Annotated in this window: 8 protein-coding genes; 2 read left to right on the top strand and 6 right to left on the bottom strand. The window is 74.2% G+C overall.

Translation table 11 applies throughout. The features are described from left to right. Positions 1 to 20: 20 nt before the first annotated feature. From ACFYOB_RS35725 to ACFYOB_RS35745, 5 genes are read right to left on the bottom strand one after another with little or no spacing between them, the layout of a single operon-like run. On the bottom strand, positions 21 to 950 hold the full coding sequence (locus ACFYOB_RS35725) for a TIGR03621 family F420-dependent LLM class oxidoreductase (protein WP_388567593.1): 930 nt from the start codon (positions 948 to 950) through the stop codon (positions 21 to 23). Continuing rightward, positions 947 to 3169, bottom strand: coding sequence for a penicillin acylase family protein (locus ACFYOB_RS35730; RefSeq protein WP_388567596.1), 2223 nt, complete (start codon positions 3167 to 3169; stop codon positions 947 to 949). The genes ACFYOB_RS35725 and ACFYOB_RS35730 overlap by 4 nt, the downstream gene beginning before the upstream one ends. Further along, entirely contained in the window at positions 3163 to 6288 is a 3126-nt protein-coding gene (locus ACFYOB_RS35735; protein WP_388567598.1) for an amino acid adenylation domain-containing protein, read from the bottom strand. Before ACFYOB_RS35735 ends, ACFYOB_RS35730 begins: the two co-directional genes overlap by 7 nt. Next, entirely contained in the window at positions 6285 to 7931 is a 1647-nt protein-coding gene (locus ACFYOB_RS35740) for a condensation domain-containing protein (RefSeq protein WP_388567601.1), read from the bottom strand. Before ACFYOB_RS35740 ends, ACFYOB_RS35735 begins: the two co-directional genes overlap by 4 nt. After that, positions 7928 to 9157: a MupA/Atu3671 family FMN-dependent luciferase-like monooxygenase gene (locus tag ACFYOB_RS35745; protein ID WP_388567603.1), complete on the bottom strand. Its 1230-nt coding sequence runs from the start codon at positions 9155 to 9157 to the stop codon at positions 7928 to 7930. The genes ACFYOB_RS35740 and ACFYOB_RS35745 overlap by 4 nt, the downstream gene beginning before the upstream one ends. Positions 9158 to 9407: 250 nt before the next feature. Here ACFYOB_RS35745 and ACFYOB_RS35750 point away from each other — a divergent pair, with 250 nt between their 5' ends. Together ACFYOB_RS35750 and ACFYOB_RS35755 are read left to right on the top strand one after the other, a co-directional pair. After that, the gene (locus ACFYOB_RS35750; protein WP_388567606.1) at positions 9408 to 10949 is read left to right on the top strand and encodes a condensation domain-containing protein; all 1542 of its coding nucleotides are present in this window, start codon (positions 9408 to 9410) and stop codon (positions 10947 to 10949) included. Continuing rightward, positions 10946 to 11731, top strand: a complete 786-nt coding sequence (locus tag ACFYOB_RS35755) for a thioesterase II family protein (protein ID WP_388567608.1) — start codon at positions 10946 to 10948, stop codon at positions 11729 to 11731. Before ACFYOB_RS35750 ends, ACFYOB_RS35755 begins: the two co-directional genes overlap by 4 nt. Positions 11732 to 11804: 73 nt before the next feature. On the opposite strand, the gene ACFYOB_RS35760 is transcribed toward ACFYOB_RS35755, so the two are convergent. Then, complete coding sequence (locus ACFYOB_RS35760; RefSeq protein WP_388567611.1) at positions 11805 to 16421, bottom strand: beta-ketoacyl synthase N-terminal-like domain-containing protein; 4617 nt, start codon at positions 16419 to 16421, stop codon at positions 11805 to 11807. Positions 16422 to 16443 lie beyond the last annotated feature (22 nt).

Below are 16443 nucleotides of genomic sequence, written 5' to 3' on the forward strand. Positions count from 1 at the left end.
GTTGATCACGTATCGCTTGATCATTTGCCGGACAGGGCGGCGACGACGGGGGCGAACGCCTCCATCGCAGCGGCCGGTACGGTCACGGTGGACAGTCCCCAGCGTTCCCTGCGTCGTTCCAACTGCTCGGCGGCGGACGTGGTGCTGCCGATCAGCATGGCGGGGTTGTCCACCACGCGTTCGGGGGTCTCGTCCATGGCCTTGGCGAAGACTTCCAGGATGGGCCGCGGGTCCGGCAGCACCATGCACTCCCACAGCACGTGGTTGAGCCGCAGCCGGGGGAAGCGGGGGCCGGCCGCCTCGCGGACCCAGGCGACCTTGCGGTCCACGGCCTCCGGCGTGGTGTCCCGCTGGTCGATGGTGCGCTCCGCGGTGGTGCGCGGCAGAAGGCTCACCGTGTCGGCGCAGCGCGCGGCCAGCGCGAGCGCGCCGCGCCGCGCGCCGCCCAGCAGGAGGTCCGGGCGGGTGCCGTCCGGGCGGCGGGGGGCGAAGTCGTCGACGTGGACGGTGTGGTGCTGTCCCTCGTGGTGGCAGCTTCCGGTGGTGAGGAGCTGCTCCACGATCGCGACCGTCTCGGTCAGCCGGGCCAGGCGTTCCGCTCCGGGGTCGAAGGGGATGCCGGTGCTCCGGTAGTCCTCCGGCAGCCAGCCGGCCCCCAGGCCCAGGGTGAAACGTCCGCCGGACAGGCTGTCCAGCGTCGCCGTCTCCTGGGCGAGCAGGACCGGATTGCGCAGGTCGTTGCCCAGGACGTACGTACCCAGGCCGATCCGGGTGGTGAGCACCGCGGCGGCGGCCAGGGCCGGTAGCGGGGCCAGGCCCTGGGAGACGTGGTCGGTGATCAGCAGGAGGTCGTAGCCCAGGTCCTCCGCGCGGCGCACGAAGTCGGGCCAGCCGCTGCCGGGTTGGTCCCCGGCGGTCGTCACGGCGAACTGGAAGGGATGGTGAGTCATGCCTCTCCCGGCGGGTTCGGTACCAGCCGCGTGGTGGCGCCGCCGGTCGGCGGCGGGTCCAGCGGCTGGGGGGCGGCGGTGAGCCATGCGGCGAACTGGTCGCGGTAGAACGGGCTTCGCGGGTCGCCGGACTGGCCGCCCGGGAGGTTGACGAGTGCCTGCGCGGGCCGGCCGGGGGACGCGGCCAGCCGCACGGCCGGGCCGAAGCCCGGCCGCGCTGCGCAGACCGACTCCGGGCAGCCCGGCATCTCGTCCTGGGGCAGGTCGAGGAGTGCGGCGAGTTCCGGCGCGAGGTGCGACATCGGGTGTCGTATGCCGGTGGGGTTCAGCATGCCCCACCGCAGTGCCTCGGGTCCGGTTCCCGGGGCGAGGTGTCGCAACAGGGCGCCGCATACGTCGAGTTCGAACAGCAGGAAGCTCCGCTGGTCGCGGTGCGGCGGGGGGAAGAGCGAGGCGTCGCCCAGCATCGCGCGCAAGGGGGACTCGTGCGAGTGCCAGCAGTAGACGAAGTCCTCGTCCTTGGACGCGCAGCGGCTCAGCAGCGCGGCAAAGAGCGACTCGCGCAGCAGCTCGCGCCAGGCGACCAGCACGGCCAGTCCGATCGCGTCGGGCCGGGCGGTGCCGTCCCATGCGCGGACCGCTTCGCGCAGCCGCCCTCGCTTCTCGTCGGCCTCCGTCACGGGGTCGGTGAGGACGGTGAGCGCCAAGTCGCGGTAGAAGGCGTAGAACTGCGCGTCGGTGTCGCCCTGGAGCGCCAGCAGCCGGTGCTCGTCCCAGTTTCCGCCGGCGTCGAGCAGTTCGCCGATGCGCGCGGCCCGCCGGGAGGAGAAGTGGTTGGCGGCCAGGCCCGGGACCGTGCCGTGCTCCCGTACACCGTTGTTGGCGCTGACCAGCCGTCCGGAGGCGGGGTCGGTGACGTGCGGCAGTTCGTGCGGGAGCCGGTGGGTGGTCCAGGCGCGGTCGGGGGTGACCGGTCCCACGCCGTCGCGCACGGGGACGCGGCCGGAGACGGTCCAGGCGACCCGGCCGCCGGTGTCGGCCAGCAGGATGTTCAGCGGCGGGCCGCCGGCCCGCCGGGCGGCCTCCGAACCGGCGTCGACGTCCCCGGCGGTCATCAGCGCGCCCAGCCCGAGGTCCACAGCGCCCGGCTCGCGGCCCAGCCAATGGCGGGCCAGCAGGACCCCGTCGGGTCCGGATACGTCGACCGGCCCCCACGGGCTGTCCGTCACCTCCACGTCGACGGGGTCGCCGCGGTGCACCAGGACACGTTCTCGCCGGGTCGTCAGGTGCGCGGGCTCCACCTCGACGAGCTCGACCACGTCCGCCGCCAGCCGGGTCGCACCCCAGGCGAGGGCGGAGCTGACCCCGGCCACGAAGACCGGTAGGCCGGGGACCGTCACGCCGTCCACCCTGCCGCCCGGCCAGCGCAGGCCGGCCCGGTGAAAGAGGGTGGGCGCGCCGAGCGGCAGATGCATGTCGTTGGCGAGCAGCGCCCGCCCGTCGGCGGTGTGCGAGCCGGCCAGGGCCACGGCGTTGGAACCCCAGGGCTGGTCGTCGGAGGCCACGATCTGGCGGTCGCCGGCGAGGGGGGCCGGGGCCTCGGCCAGCAGGGCGCGCAGCGCCTGCGTCGGCGGGTCGGTCCTCCTGCCGTCGGCCGGCCGGCCGTCCAGCCCCACGAGATAGGGGTCGGCCTCGCCGAGCAGGAAGCCGACGACCACGGGCGGCAGCGAGCGCTCCATCGCCGCGTGCATCCGGTGGTGTTCGCCGTTGCCGCTGAGCATCTGGGCGAGCAGCAGGGCCACCAGCAGCGAGTCGCGCGGCTGCCACGGCTCCATGTGCCGGCCGAGCACCTCGTGTTCCAGCGGTAGCGGCGCCGAGGCGATCACCGCGTTGATGCCGCCGGCGTAGGCGGTGAGCACCGCCCGTTGGTCCGCGGGCAGTTCACTGAGCGCCCCGTCCGCGGCCGCGGTGAGCCCGGCCCGCCGCTGGGCGACGTCCTGTGCGACGGCCGACGGGCCGAAGAGCTCGGCCAGGCGGCCGGCCGCGCCGCGGCGCAGGAGGTCCAGTTGGAAGAGGCGGTCGGTCGCGACCGCGTAGCCGAGGCCCGCCCAGCCGTCGGACAGGCCGGCGGCCCGGACGGTCGGCACGCCGCCGGCGCCGCGGTCGATCGTGACGTCGGCCCGCAGTCCGGACAGGCCGAGGCCGGACCCGCTCACCACGGCGCGCCGGTGCAGTGGGCGATCGGCTCGCCGGGGGCCGCCAGCAGGCGGTCCAGCAGCAGCCGGGCCTCCTCCAACAGGTGCCGGGCCGGTTTCTCATCCAGTACGGACCTGCTCACCTCCAGGACGAGTCGCAGGTCGTCCCCCTCCTCGCGTACGACGAAGGACGCCGCGGTCGAGGACGGCAGCACGCCGGGGTTCGATCCGCCCGGGGGCCGGTGGACCTCGAAGCGGGTCGGACCGACCTGGTGGGGCGGACGCGGCGGCTCCCATGCCACGCCGATGCGGAACGGCGGCTGCCCCGGCGGCAGCGCGTCGAAGGCCAGCTCCAGCGGGGTCCGCTGGTGGGTGAAGCTCTCCAGCACATCCGCGCGGGCGGCGGCCACCAGCGTGTCGAAGTCCGCTCCCGGGTCGACCGGCACATCCAGTGCCAAGGTGGTGCTGAACAGGCCGACCGCGTGCTCCCAGGCGGCCTCCTCGCGATTGGCCGTCAGGGTGCCGAGCCGCACCGGCGACAGGGTGCCGCGGGCGTTCAGCACAGCGGCGAGCGCGGCGGTCAGGCAGATGAACGGCGTGGCGCCCCGCGCCCCGGCGAAGTCCCTCATCCGGCGCGCGAGTTCCGGGCCCAGCGCGATGTCGGCGGTGACGAAGCTGAACGGGTCGGCCCCGTCGGTGGGTTCGGGGCCCAGCCGCAGTTCGGGCACCGGGCGGCTCAGCTTGGCGGCCCAGTACGCGAGGTGGTCCGCATACCGTCCCTCCGCCAGCTGCGCCCGCTGGTGTCCGGCGTACCGCAGGTGCACGGGCTCGGCGTCCGGATCGGCGCCGACCCCGCCGGCCAGCCGCACGCGGTACGCCTCGGCGAGGTCGGCCAGCACGACGTGCAGCGACACCCCGTCACAGAACAGGTGGTGCACCGCCAGCAGCAGGTACGAGCGGTCCGGTGCGAGCCGCACCAGCCGGGCGCGGAGCACCGGCCCGTGCACCGGGTCGAGCGGCTCGGCCATCAGGCGGCGGGCCTGGCGGACCGCCGCCTCCTCGGCGGACTGCGCGGACTCGGCGGCGAGCGCGCTCAGGTCGGCCACCGGGCAGGGCGGCGCCGCGGCCGGGGCGACCGTCTGGGTCGGCTCACCGCCGTCGGGCGCGGGGACCACGCGACCCCTGAGCGCGGGGTGCGCGGCGGCCACGTCACCGAGCGCGGCGGTCAGCACGGGCACGTCCAGCGGTCCGCTGACGAGGACCGGCAGGAGCGCCGTGTTGAAGGGGGTGCCGGCCAGGAACTCCTCGGTGCGCCACAGCTCCTGCTGCTGCACCGAGAGCGGGCAGGGGGCGTCGGTGTCCCGCCGCGGGCCGTCCGCCTCGCGCCGCGGGAGGCGGGCGACGGCCGCCGCCACCGCGCGGACCGTGCGGTGCTCGAAGATCATGCCGACGTCCACCGCACGGTCGAGCGTCCTCGTCAGTCTGCCGGCCGCCTGGACAGCGAGCAGCGAGTGGCCGCCGAGTGCGAAGAAGTCGTCGTCGGGCGAGGTCGCGGGGCGGTCCATCAACCCGTTCCACACCTCGGCGACCTGCACCTCCAGCTGGGATCCCCACGTCGCCGGCTCGGTGGGGGGCTGCGCCTCCTCGAATGCCTCGGCGGCGATCCTGGCCCGGTCCACCTTGCCGTTCGGCCTCAGCGGCAGCCGGTCGTAGACGCGCAGCGCCGCCGGCACGAAGTGGCCGGGCAGCCGGGTGGCCAGCTCGGCCAGCAGGGCGGCGGACAGGTCCGGGCCCGGCCGCGCGGACTCGACGCCCGCGGCGAGCACGACCGCGCCGCGGCTGTCCGAGGTGACGGCGAGCGCGGCGCGGCGCACCCCCTCCAGCGCCGTGAGGGCCGCCTCGATCTCACCGGGTTCGACGCGGTTGCCGCGGATCTTCACCTGGTCGTCCAGCCGCCCGCGCAACCGCAGGGTGCCGTCGGGCAGGAGGGCGCCCACGTCGCCTGTACGGTAGAGGCGGTCGGCCCCCGTGCCGGTGAAGCGCCGGGCGGTCTCGGCGGGCTGTCCCCGGTACCCGCGCGCCAGGCATACGCCTCCCAGGTGCACCTCGCCGTCCTCGCCCGCGCGGACCGGGCGGCCCGTGTCGTCGAGGACAAGCACCCGGACGTTGTCGACCGGACGCCCGACGGTCAGCTCGGCTCCGGCCGGCTGGAAGCCGCCGGTCACCTGAACGGTGGCCTCGGTGGGGCCGTAGACGTTGGCCATGGCGCAGTGCGGCAACAGCCGGCGGGTGCGCAGCCACAGCTCCTCGCGCACCCGGTCGCCGCCCAGGAACAGGCTCGACAAGGCGGGCGGCGGGGCCGCGGCGGACTCCAGGACCAGCAGCAGTTCCTCCCACAGCGCCGGCACGCAGTGCAGACCGGCGCCCGGACGGGCGGTCAGCTCGCGCAGCAGGCGCTCCGGATCGAGGCGTAGGCCCTCGTCCACCAGCCAGACCGCGTCGCCTCGGGTCAGCGGCGCGATCACCTGTTGGAGGCAGGCGTCGGAGGTGAGCCGGGTGGTGGCGGGCAGGAGGGCGACGCCGTCGTCGACCCGGTTCGCCCTGGCCACCCAGCGGCAGTAGTTGACCAGACTGTGGTGCGCCACCTCGACGCCCTTGGGCACGCCGGTGCTGCCGGAGGTGAACATCACGTAGGCGAGGTCGCGCGGCTGCACGGGGACGTCGACCGGCTCGGCAGGGCCTGACCACAGGTCCGGTCCGAGGACGACCGTGGGCGTGGCCGAGCCCGCCCGGAAGGCCCACTCGGCGGACTCCTCCTGCGTGCACAGCGCGGCGTCGGGGAGGGCCTGCTCCAGCAGGACGCGGGTGCGCTGCGGCGGGTCGCCGAGGCCGAGCGGCAGCCAGGCGGCACCCGCCTTGAGCGTGCCGAGTATCCCGGCCATGAGTTCGGGGGTGGCCGGGCCGAAGACCGCCACCAGCGATCCGGGGCCCACGCCCGCCTCGCGCAGCCGGGCGGCCACCCGGTCGGCCGCCAGGACCAGTTCGCGGTAGCCCACGGTCCGGCCGGGAGAGTGCAGCGCGACGGCGTCCGGCCGGCGCCGGGCGTGCTCCGCGACCAGGTGGTGCACGCAGGCGCCGGTCACGGGCCCACCTGCTCGGTGATGAGCGTGCCGACCGCCGTATGCGGCTCGTCGGCCACCGCACGCAGGATGCCGTCGAAGGCGGCCACCAGGGCCTTGATCGCGACCGGCGGGTATCGGTCGGCCTTGTAGGTGACGTGCCCGGACAGCGCCGGTCCGTCCGCACGCAGTTCCATCGTCAGTCCGAAGGTGGTGGGGTCGAGTTCCTGGCCGTCGCCGAAGGCCAGGCCGGACGCCTGGCGCAGGAAGCCGCCGGGCACGGGGGTCTCGGGCACCCAGGCGTCCTGGATCGCGAAGCCCACCTGGAGCAGGTCGGCGGGGTCGATGCCGTCGCGCTCCCGGAGCTCGTCGACCACCTCCTCCAACGGGACCTCCTGGTGGTCGAACGCCTCCAGCAGGGCCGTCCTGACCGTCCGCAGGTACGCCTCGAAGGCGGCGGCGGGATCGATGGGGACGCGCAGCACCAGGGTGTTGGCGAACAGGCCGACCAGCTTCTGGGTGCCGGGCCAGCGGCGATTGGCGACCTGAATGGCGGTCATCGCCTCCGGCGTGCCGCTGCGGGTCGCCACTGCGAGCAGGAAGACCGCCAGCAGGACCGTGAAGTCGGTGGTGTTCTTCCCCCTGGCCAGCCGCGCGACCGAGGCCATCGTCGCGGCGGACACGGTGACGGGCTGCGTGGCGCTGCGGTACCCGTCATCGCCTTCCAGCGCCTCGGGCAGCCGGAGGTCGGGGTAGGGCGCCGCGAGCCGGTCCAGCCAGTAGGCGCGGGAGGAGTCCATTCCCCCGGCCGCCCGATGGGCCACCTGCCAGGTCGCGAAGTCGGTGTACGTGAACGCGAGTGGCTCGGGCACGGCGGTGCCCTCGATCCGGGCCCGGTAGTGCGCGGCGACGTCGGCCACCAGTTGGTTGCGCGACCAGCCGTCGAAGGCGATGTGGTGGGTGACCACCAGCACCGCGCTGCGGGTCGCGGTGAACCGCAGCGCCCTCAGCCGCAGCGGGATCTCGCGGACCAGGTCGAACGGCAGCCGGGCCTCGGCCTTGGCGGCCTGCCGGATCGCCTCTTCGCGTGCCGACTCGTCCAGGTCCCCGCACTCGCGCTGGCGGAGGGGAACGGTGAAGTCGGGGCGTACGGTCTGCCGGGGGCCGTCGGGACCCTCGCCCAGGGTGGCGCGCAGGACGTCGTGCCGGCGGATGGTGCCGCGGAGCGCGGACAGCAGCATGCGCGGGTCGAGGTCCCCGATCAGGTCCACCCGCATGATCTGGTTGAAGAACGCGGCCTCCGGCAGCGTCCGTTCGACCTTCCAGAAGCGTTCCTGGAGCGGGGCGAGCGGAGCGCTGTAAGGGTGCAGCGGGGAGTGGACGAGCGGGGCCGGGCCGTCGGCGGGCAGGTCGGCCGCCGTGCGGGCGACGGTCTCCTCCGTACGTTCCCGGGCGGCGACCAGCGCGCTCAGGCCGGCCAGGGTGGGGTTGTCGAAGATGTCCCGGAGCCTGAGGCGGACGCCGAACTCCTGCCCGATGTGGCCGATCAGCCGGGTGGCGATGAGCGATTGGCCGCCCAGGCTGAAGAAGTCGCGGTCCTCGTCGCCGTCCGGCTGGTCCAGCAGTTCGTTCCACAGGGTCCGCAGGCGCTCGCCGGTATCGGTCACGCGTGCGCTCCGGCGCCGCCGAGGGTCAGTACACCGGCCGCGTCGGCTGCCTCCCGCAGCTCCTGCAAGTGCACCAGGTTGGCCAGCACCTCCTGCGGCGGGACGCCGAAGTCCACCAGGCAGGCGATCTCGGTGACGCCCGAAGCGGCCAGCGCGCGGACCCTGGCCAGCGCGGTGTCCGGAGTCCCGAACAGCCCGTTGGTGGTGAAGTAGCGCTCGAAGGCCAGCTCCGCCAGGGCCGCCCGGTCCGCGGCGCTCACCTTGGCGGGATCGACGGCCACGTCCTGGCTGTCGGCCAGCTTGGCGAAGAGCTCCATGTGCGAGCGCAGGTAGCCGATGAGCGGTCCGTGGACCGTGCGCCGCACGCCGTCCTGGTCGAGGCCGACGAAGGTGTGGAGCATCGCGGTGACCGCGTGCTCGTCCGGATCGCGTCCCGCGGCGCGCAGTTCCTCGCGGTAGACCGCTGCCTTCTCGCCCAGTTCGGTGTGGTTCTGCTCCAGCAGGGCGGTCAGGACGTGCAGGCCCTCCTGTGCGCCGGTGCGCCAGGTCTCCACCGAGGAGGACGCGGTGATCCACAGCGGGATCTCCCCCTGTACCGGGCGCGGGAGCGTGCCGATCTCGATGAGGCTGCCCGCACCGTCCCGGCGCTGGACGGTGCCGCCCCGCCACAGGTCGCGTAACTGCCGGATGCCCTCCACCGTCCGGTTCCGGCGGTCGGCGTAAGCGTCGGGGGCAAGGGCGAAGTCGTTGGGGTGCCAGCCGGAGGCGAAGGAGACCCCGGTCCGGCCGCCGGACAGGTTGTCGACGACGGCCCACTCCTCGGCCACCTGGACCGGGTCGTGCAGCGGGAGCACGACGCTGCCGGCCCGCACCCCCACCCGCTCGGTGACCGCGCAGACGGCGCCGGCGAGGACCGCGGGTGCGGGGTAGGGGCCGCCGAAGGTGTCGAAGTGGCGTTCGGGGAGCCAGATCGCCTCGAAACCGTTGCGGTCGGCGAAGCGGGCGCAGTCCAGCAGGAAGGCGTAGTGCTCCCGAGTGGTGTGGTCACCGCCGGCCGAGAAGAAGAACAGGCTCCACTTCATCGGCTGCCCGCCGTGGCGGACGCGGACCGGGGCGGGGGCCTTGGCGGGCGGCGCCGGAAACTGCCGGCGGGCAGCGAGTCGTTCCTGGAGCAACCGGCGCTGCTGCGGGGACAGGGCACGTATACGGGCGTCGATTTCCACCACGGGCGAGGATGCCTCCGTGAGACGGCCGGTACGCCGTCCCGCGCCGGCGGCGGGTCGTTGGTGCCGGCCCTGGAGCGGACGCGCGGAACAGTGAGCCGGGTGAGTGACAGCGCGAGTCGGGTGGAGCATCAGCGATCACCCAAGGATGTTCAGTGGTCACTCTTCCGTCAAGAGCGCCCGATACGGTCGCCGGGACGCCCGGCGTGTGCCATGGTCGATCGGCATCTGACGCTTGGGAGGGCGGGGCAGGATGGCAGGGGAAGCGCGAGCGGGCGCCGCGCCCGCGGGCGGAGCGGGGAACGACCTGGCCGGACGCCTGGAACGGCTCACTCCAGCTCAACGGGCGCTGCTCGCCCGCCGGCTGGGGCAGCGTACGTCGCCCGGACCGTACCGGCCGTCCGCGACGCAGTTCGGCATTTGGCTCTTCGAGCAGCTCAACCCCGGGACCTCGACTTACCACAACCCGGCGGCCGTACGGCTGTCCGGGCCGGTGGAAGAGGACCTGCTCCGCGAGGCGCTCCAGCGGGTCCAGGACCGCCACGAACCGCTGCGCTCGCGCTACCCGGCCGACGGGGACGGCGTCCCGCGCGCCTTCGTGGAACCGCCGGGAGCGCTGCGCCTGCCCTGGCGGGTGGTGGACGTCAGCGATCTGCCCGACCCCGGGCAGGAAGCGGCGCGGATCGTACGGGAGGAGGCGGTCACGCCGTTCCGGCTCGACCGGGGTCCGGTGTGGCGCTGCCTGCTGGTGCGTACCGGACCCGACGAGCGGGTGCTGGTCACCACGTTCCACCACATCGTCTCCGACGGCGGTTCACTGGGTGTGCTGCTGTCCGAACTCGCCGTGCTGTACCAGGCGTTGGTGGCCGACGAGCGTTCCGCCCCCGCCGTGCCGCCCAAGGGGTACTTCGCGCTCGCGGCGAAGGACACCGCGGCGCCGGGCTCACTGGAGCACTGGCTCGGGACGCTCGACGGCGCGCCGGACCGGATCGACCTGTCCGCGCTGGCCGAGTGGCCCGGGCACCACGAGAAGTCTCAACCGTCCGCGTCGGCCGCGGAGTTCGCGTCGGCCGACCGGACCGGGCAGACCGGGCGGCCCGGTCGGTCGCAGGGCGCCGCGGCCGGTCGGAAGTGGGCGGGCCGCGAAATGACGCTGCGGGTGCCGGACGGCACGGCCACGGCGCTGGAACGCCTGTGCTCACGCCGCTCCGCGAGCCTGTTCGCCGGGTTGGTGGCGGCGTCGGCGGCCACGCTGCACCGGGCGAGCGGTCAGGGCGACCTGGTCCTCACCACCCCCGTCGACCGGCGCGACCGCGAAGGGCTCGCGTTGATCGGCTGCTTCGTCAACACGGTGGTCCTGCGCCTGCGGATCTGCCCCGACGACCGGCTGGACGCGCTGCTGGAGCAGGCCGCCGGGGTGGTGGCCGACGCACTGGCCCACAGCGACCTGCCGTTCTCCCGGCTGGTCTCGGCACTGCCCCGCCGCGGCGACGGCCGAAGCCCGTTCGGGAACGTGGCCGTGGTGCACAACAACGCGCCGCTGGACGCCGTGTCCCTGGGGGACCTGAGGCTGAGCCACTACCCCCTGCCGCCGGTGGAGGTGAAGCACGACCTCGCCCTGTCCTGGAACCGGCGGCGGGACGAGCTGACCGGCCGGATCGAGTACGCCGCGAGGTTCCCGGACGCCGCGGTGGAACGGCTCGCCGGGCATCTGCGGTACACCGTGGAGACGCTGGCCACCGCGCCCGCCACCCGCGTCGCGGATCTGCCGCCGCTGTCGGAGCCCGCCGGATGACCGGCGCCACCGGCTCCGGACCGCGGTTGTCCGGCTCGCCCTGGTTCCCGTACGCCGCCGAGGAGAGCGACGCCGCGACACGCTTGTTCTGTCTGCCGTACGCGGGAGGCGGCTGGGCCCTCTTCAGGGGCTGGCAGGAGGAGCTCGGTCCGGACATCCAGGCCGTACCGGTGAAACTGCCGGGCCGGGCGGAACGTCTGCACGAGCCTGCGGTGGCCCGGATGGACCGGCTCGCGGATCTGCTCGCCGCGGAGCTGACCCCGCTGCTGGACCGGCCGTACGCGCTGTTCGGCATCAGCATGGGGGCGCTGCTGGCGTTCGAGACGGCCCACCGGCTGGTCGCCCGCGGGCTGCGCGCTCCGGACCGGCTCTTCGCCGCCTCCTACCGTGCGCCGCGGGAGCCGTTCACCACGCCGCCGGTCCACGGGCTGCCGGACCCGGCGCTCATCGAGGTGCTGACCCGCCTGACGGCGACCCCGCCGCAACTGCTGGCCAATGCCGAGCTGATGCGGCTGGTCCTGCCCACCGTGCGGGCGGACTTCGTCTGCACCGAGACCTACGTACGCCCCGACCGCGCCCCGCTGCCGGTGCCGGTGACGGCCGTCCGGGGGCGGTACGACGACACGCTGACCGAGGCGATGGTCGACGGCTGGCGCGCCGAGACCTCCGCCGGCTTCGAGCAGGTGGAAGTCGCGGGCGATCACTTCCTGGTCCACGGCGACCATCGCGAACTCACCGCGCTGGTACGCGAACGGCTGACGCGGGGCGGGCCGGACACGTAGTGCCATGGGGGTGGAAGTCCCCTCCGGTGCTCCTTCCACCCCACGGCCCGGTCCGACCCGCCCTGGCGGCGGGTCAGGCGGTCTCCTCGCCCTCGGTACCCAGCGCCGCCTCGATGTCCGAACTCGACAGCCCCTCGATCTCGGTGAGCAGTGCCTCCAGTTCTGCGGAGGCGACCTCGCCGACCTCCAGGTCCACGGCCTCCGCCCCTTCCGCGGTCTCCGCGGGCTCGGGCGCGCCGGTCGGCGGTGTCTCACCGGCGGCGCGGATCAGCTGGGCGATCGTGGCCACGGTGGCCTCCTGGAATATTTCGCCGAGGGGCAGTTCGATCCCGTGGGCATCCCTCAGCCGGCCGACGAGCTGCATGGCCAGCAAGGACTGCCCGCCCAGTTCGAAGAAGCTGTCGCGGACCCCGATCTCGTCGATGCCGAGCAGGTCGCGCCACATGCCCGCGACGTACTTCTCCGTCTCGTCGCGCGGTGCGACGAAGGGCACGGACAGCTTCGGCCGGCCCTTGGCCGTCCCGGCGGACGAGGGCCCCGCCGGTCCGCGGTCGGCCGGCAGCGCGGCGGCGCCGGAGCCGACCTCGGCCTGCCGGGCCAGCGCCTCGCGTACGTCGGGGTCGGCCGCGCACACCGTGAACGGCCCGTCGCCGCCCGCCGCGGCCAGCAGGCGGTACAGCTCCTTCGCCTCGTGCGGTCCGCAGTCGGCGGCGTCCCGCACACCGGGCGCGTCGGCCTCCCGCCAGTGCTCCCACTGGACGTTGAGCCAGCGGCGCGCCGCGGTCCGGTTGCGCAGCGCCACATAGGTGTCGGCGTACCAGTTGGCCGCGGTGTAGGCCGCGCTGCCCACCCCGCCCAGCAGGCTTGAGAGCGATCCGACGATCAGGCAGCGGTCGTACGCCACCCCTTCCAGCGCCGCGTCGAGCGCGTGCAGCCCGGTCATCTTGGTGGCCATGTGCTGCGCGAACAGCTCGGGCGAGGAGTCCAGCACGGCCCGGATACCGTCGGAGACGGACATGCCCGGGGTGTAGATGACACCGGCCAGCCGGCCGTCCCGCTGCGCCGCGGCTTCGCGGACCGCCGCGGCCAGCGCCCCGGCGTCCTCGGCGTCGCCCCGCCGTACGGTCAGCCGGTCGCCGCCGAGCGCGCGCAGCTCCTCCAGCTGCCGCCGTGCCGACGGGGCGAGCGCGGCGGGATCGGCGCGGTCGTAGAGCACCACGTGGGCGGCGGGGTCGCGCAGGATCTCCGCGGCCAGGGTGCGGCCGATCATGCCGAGGCCGCCGACCAGGAGATGGGTGCCGTGCGAGGAAGGAGCCTGGTTGCCGAGGTGCACCCGGACGTGCGCACGGACGAACCGGTTGCGGCCGCGAAGGGCCACCGGGGACGCCTGCGATGCCTGCGATGCCTGGTCGTTCAGCTCGGCCACCAGGTCCGCCACCGTCTCCGGCAGGCGCTCGCGCGGATCGCGCGGGTCGAGCTCGACCACCCGGCAGTCCCAGGAGGTCTCCTGCGGCACGACCCGGCACAGACCGACCGCGGTGGCCAGGCCCGGGCGCACCGGGTCCTCGCCGGTCACGTCGAACACGTGGCGGGTGACGTACAACAGCCGGGGCGGCTGGGCCCCGCCGGCCGGCAGGAGGTCGAGCAGCGTCCGCAGGCCGACCGCCTGCTCCTGGTCGACGTCGCCTCCGGGGGCCGCGTCCAGCGAACGCAGGTGCACCACGACGTCCGGGCGGGAACCGGGTACGGCCAGCGCCGCCCGCAGCGCGGCCGCGGGGTCGGCGTCGGCGTCGGCGTCGGCGTCGGCGTCCACCAACGTGACCCGGCCGCCCAGGGCCGTCAGCCGCTCGCCCAGGGCCGCGCCGACGCCCGACCGGTCGGCCAGCACCAGGACACCGCCCGGCGCGGTCCCGGGCGCGGCGCCCCCGGACTCGGCCCCGCCCGCCTCGCGCGGCACCTGCACCCAGCGGGGCTGGTGTATCCACTCCTCCGGCCCCTGGGGAGCCGCCTCCAGGGCGACGGCCGCGTTGTCCGGCGCGGCGTCGATCCAGCACCGGGTGCGCTGGAAGGGGTATGTGGGCAGCGGAACACGCAGGCGGGGGTGCTCGTGGGTACGCTGCCAGTCGATGCGGACACCCTGGTGCCACAGCTCGGCGAGCCCGTCGAGCAGGGCCGCCCGCTCGCTGCCCCGGTGGTCGGCGGCGGGCATCATGCCGGCCACCGGCGCCGTCCGCGCGCCCAGTTCGTTGCCGGCCAGGGCCGACAGCTGGCGGCCGGGACCGACCTCGATCAGGACGGTGCCGGGAGCCGACGCGACCTCCCGCAGGCCGCCTGCGAACCTGACGGTCTCGCGCAACTGCCGCGTCCAGTACCCGGGGTCGGTGGCCTCCTCATCGGTCAGCGGCCGGCCGGTGACACAGGAGACGACCGGGATCGTCGGCGGATTGAGCGCCGCCTTGGCCACTTCGGCGGTGAAATCGGCGAGGACGGGGTCGAGCATGGCGGAGTGGAAGGCGTGGGAGACCCGCAGCCGCCTGCTCACCACGCCGTCGGCGCGCAGCTGGGCCTCAAAGGCGTCCACGGCCTGGTGATCCCCGGCGACGGACACGAGCGCGGAGCCGTTGACTGCGGCGATCGACAGTTCCTGGTCGCCGATCAGCTCGCGGACCCGGGCCTCGGGCAGCGGCACGCCGAGCATCGAGCCGCCCGGCAGGTCCGCCACCATCCTGCCGCGCGCCGCCACCACCGACAGCGCGTCGGGCAGGCTGAAGACGCCCGCCAGGGTCGCGGCCACGTACTCGCCGATGCTGTGCCCGAGCATGGCCGCGGGTTCCAGGCCGTACGAGAGCAGCAGCCGGGCAAGCGCGTACTCGACGGTGAATAGCGCGGGCTGGGCGAGGTCGGTGGAGGTCAGGCCGTCGGCCGAGGGGTCGCGGCGGGTCAGCAGCAGCGGCCGGAGGCGCTCGGCGACCTCGGCGGGCATCAGGGCGAGGCACTCGTCGACCGCGTCCCGGAACACCGGCTCCGTACGGTGCAGTTCCGCTCCCATGCCGACGCTCTGGCTGCCCTGGCCGGGGAAGAGGAAGACGAGGGAACCGGCCCCGTCCACGGTTTCCGAGGTGCGGATGCGCGCGGAGCCCTTGGCGCCCAGGGCACTCGCGGCGTCGGCCAGGTCCCGGGCCACCACGCTGGCCCGGTACTCGTGCTCGGTCCGGCCGACCTGGAGGGTGTAGGCGACATCGGCCAGTAAGGCGCCGGGGTGCTCGCGCATCCAGCGGGCGGTCTGCTCCATCTGTTCGGCGAGCGCCGGCCCGCTGCGCGCGGAGAGCACAACCAGTTGGCTGTCGGGCGCCGGCGCGCTGGGTACGGGGTCGGGGGCCTCGCGCAGCACCGCGTGGGCGTTGGCGCCGCCCATGCCGAGCGAGTGCACCGAGGCGTAGCGTGGCCGTCCCGGCTCGCCCTCCATCGGCAGCAGTTCCGTCGGCACGTAGAACGGGCTGGAGGCGAAGTCGATCTCGGGGTTGGGCGTGCGGAAGTGCAGCACCGGCGGGATCGACTTGTTCTTCAGGCACATGACGGTCTTAATAAAACCGGCGACCCCGGCGGCGGCGTCGAGGTGGCCGATGTTGGGCTTGACCGAGCCGATGGCGCAGTAGTTCCCGCGGTCGGTGGTGAGCCGGTACGCCTTGGTGAGCCCGGCGACCTCGATCGGATCGCCCAGCGGCGTGCCGGTGCCGTGCGCCTCGACGTAGTCGATGACGTCCGCGGTCAGACCGGCCGAGGCGATGGCGCCGGCGGCGGCGCGGGCCTGGCCGTCGACGCCCGGCGCGGTGAAACTGGCCTTGGCCCGGCCGTCGTTGCCGATCGACGTGCCGGCGATCACGGCGTGGATGTGGTCCCCGTCGCGCAGCGCGTCGTCGAGGTGCTTGAGCAGTACGGCTCCGGCGCCATTGCCCACCACGCTGCCGGTGGAGTCGGCGTCGAAGCTGCGGCAGTGGCCGTCGTCCGAGGCGGTGGCGTTCTGGAGGTAGCCCGCGTTGTGGGGCATCCGCAGCGACGCGCCACCGGCGATGGCCATGTCGCACTCACCGGCCAGGATCGCCTGCGCGGCGAGGTGGATCGCGGTGAGGGAGGTGGAGCAAGCGGTCTGCACGGCGACGGCCGGACCCTGGAGGTTCAGCTTGTAGGCGACGCGCAGCGCCAGGTAGTCCTTGTCGTTGCCGATCATGGTGGCGTGGTCCCCGACCGCGTCCAGCATCCTGCGGTTGCCGACCAGGTTGACCAGCAGGTAGGTGTTCATGGTGGAGCCCGCGTAGACGCCGACCAGCCCCGGGTAGCGGGCCGGGTCGTAGCCCGCGTCCTCCATTGCCCACAGGGCGCACTCCAGGAAGAGCCGGTGCTGGGGGTCCATCAGCTCGGCTTCCCGGGCCACGTATCCGAAGTAGTCGGCGTCGAAGTCCTCCGCCTCCTGCAAGGCCGCGGACGCCGGCACGTAGCGGGGGCTCGCCAGCATCTGGGCCGGCACCCCCGCGGCCCGCAACTCGTCGTCGTCGAAGAACCGGATCGATTCGACGCCCTCACGGATGTTCTGCCAGTACTGGTCCGGGCTGTCCGCACCGGGGAACCGGCAGCCCATGCCGATCACCGCGATGTCGGCGGGGATCGCGTCGTTCTGCTTCTGACCGTTCAAGTGCGCTCCAGAGTCGGACCGG

This window comes from Streptomyces sp. NPDC006463, assembly GCF_042870715.1.
GTDB lineage: Bacteria > Actinomycetota > Actinomycetes > Streptomycetales > Streptomycetaceae > Streptomyces.

Excerpts from the sequence above, each read along its gene's own strand:
- ACFYOB_RS35725 (WP_388567593.1), bottom strand. The coding sequence starts at position 950 with ATGACTCACCATCCCTTCCAGTTCGCCGTGACGACCGCCGGGGACCAA.
- ACFYOB_RS35750 (WP_388567606.1), top strand. The coding sequence starts at position 9,408 with ATGGCAGGGGAAGCGCGAGCGGGCGCCGCGCCCGCGGGCGGAGCGGGG.
- ACFYOB_RS35755 (WP_388567608.1), top strand. The coding sequence starts at position 10,946 with ATGACCGGCGCCACCGGCTCCGGACCGCGGTTGTCCGGCTCGCCCTGG.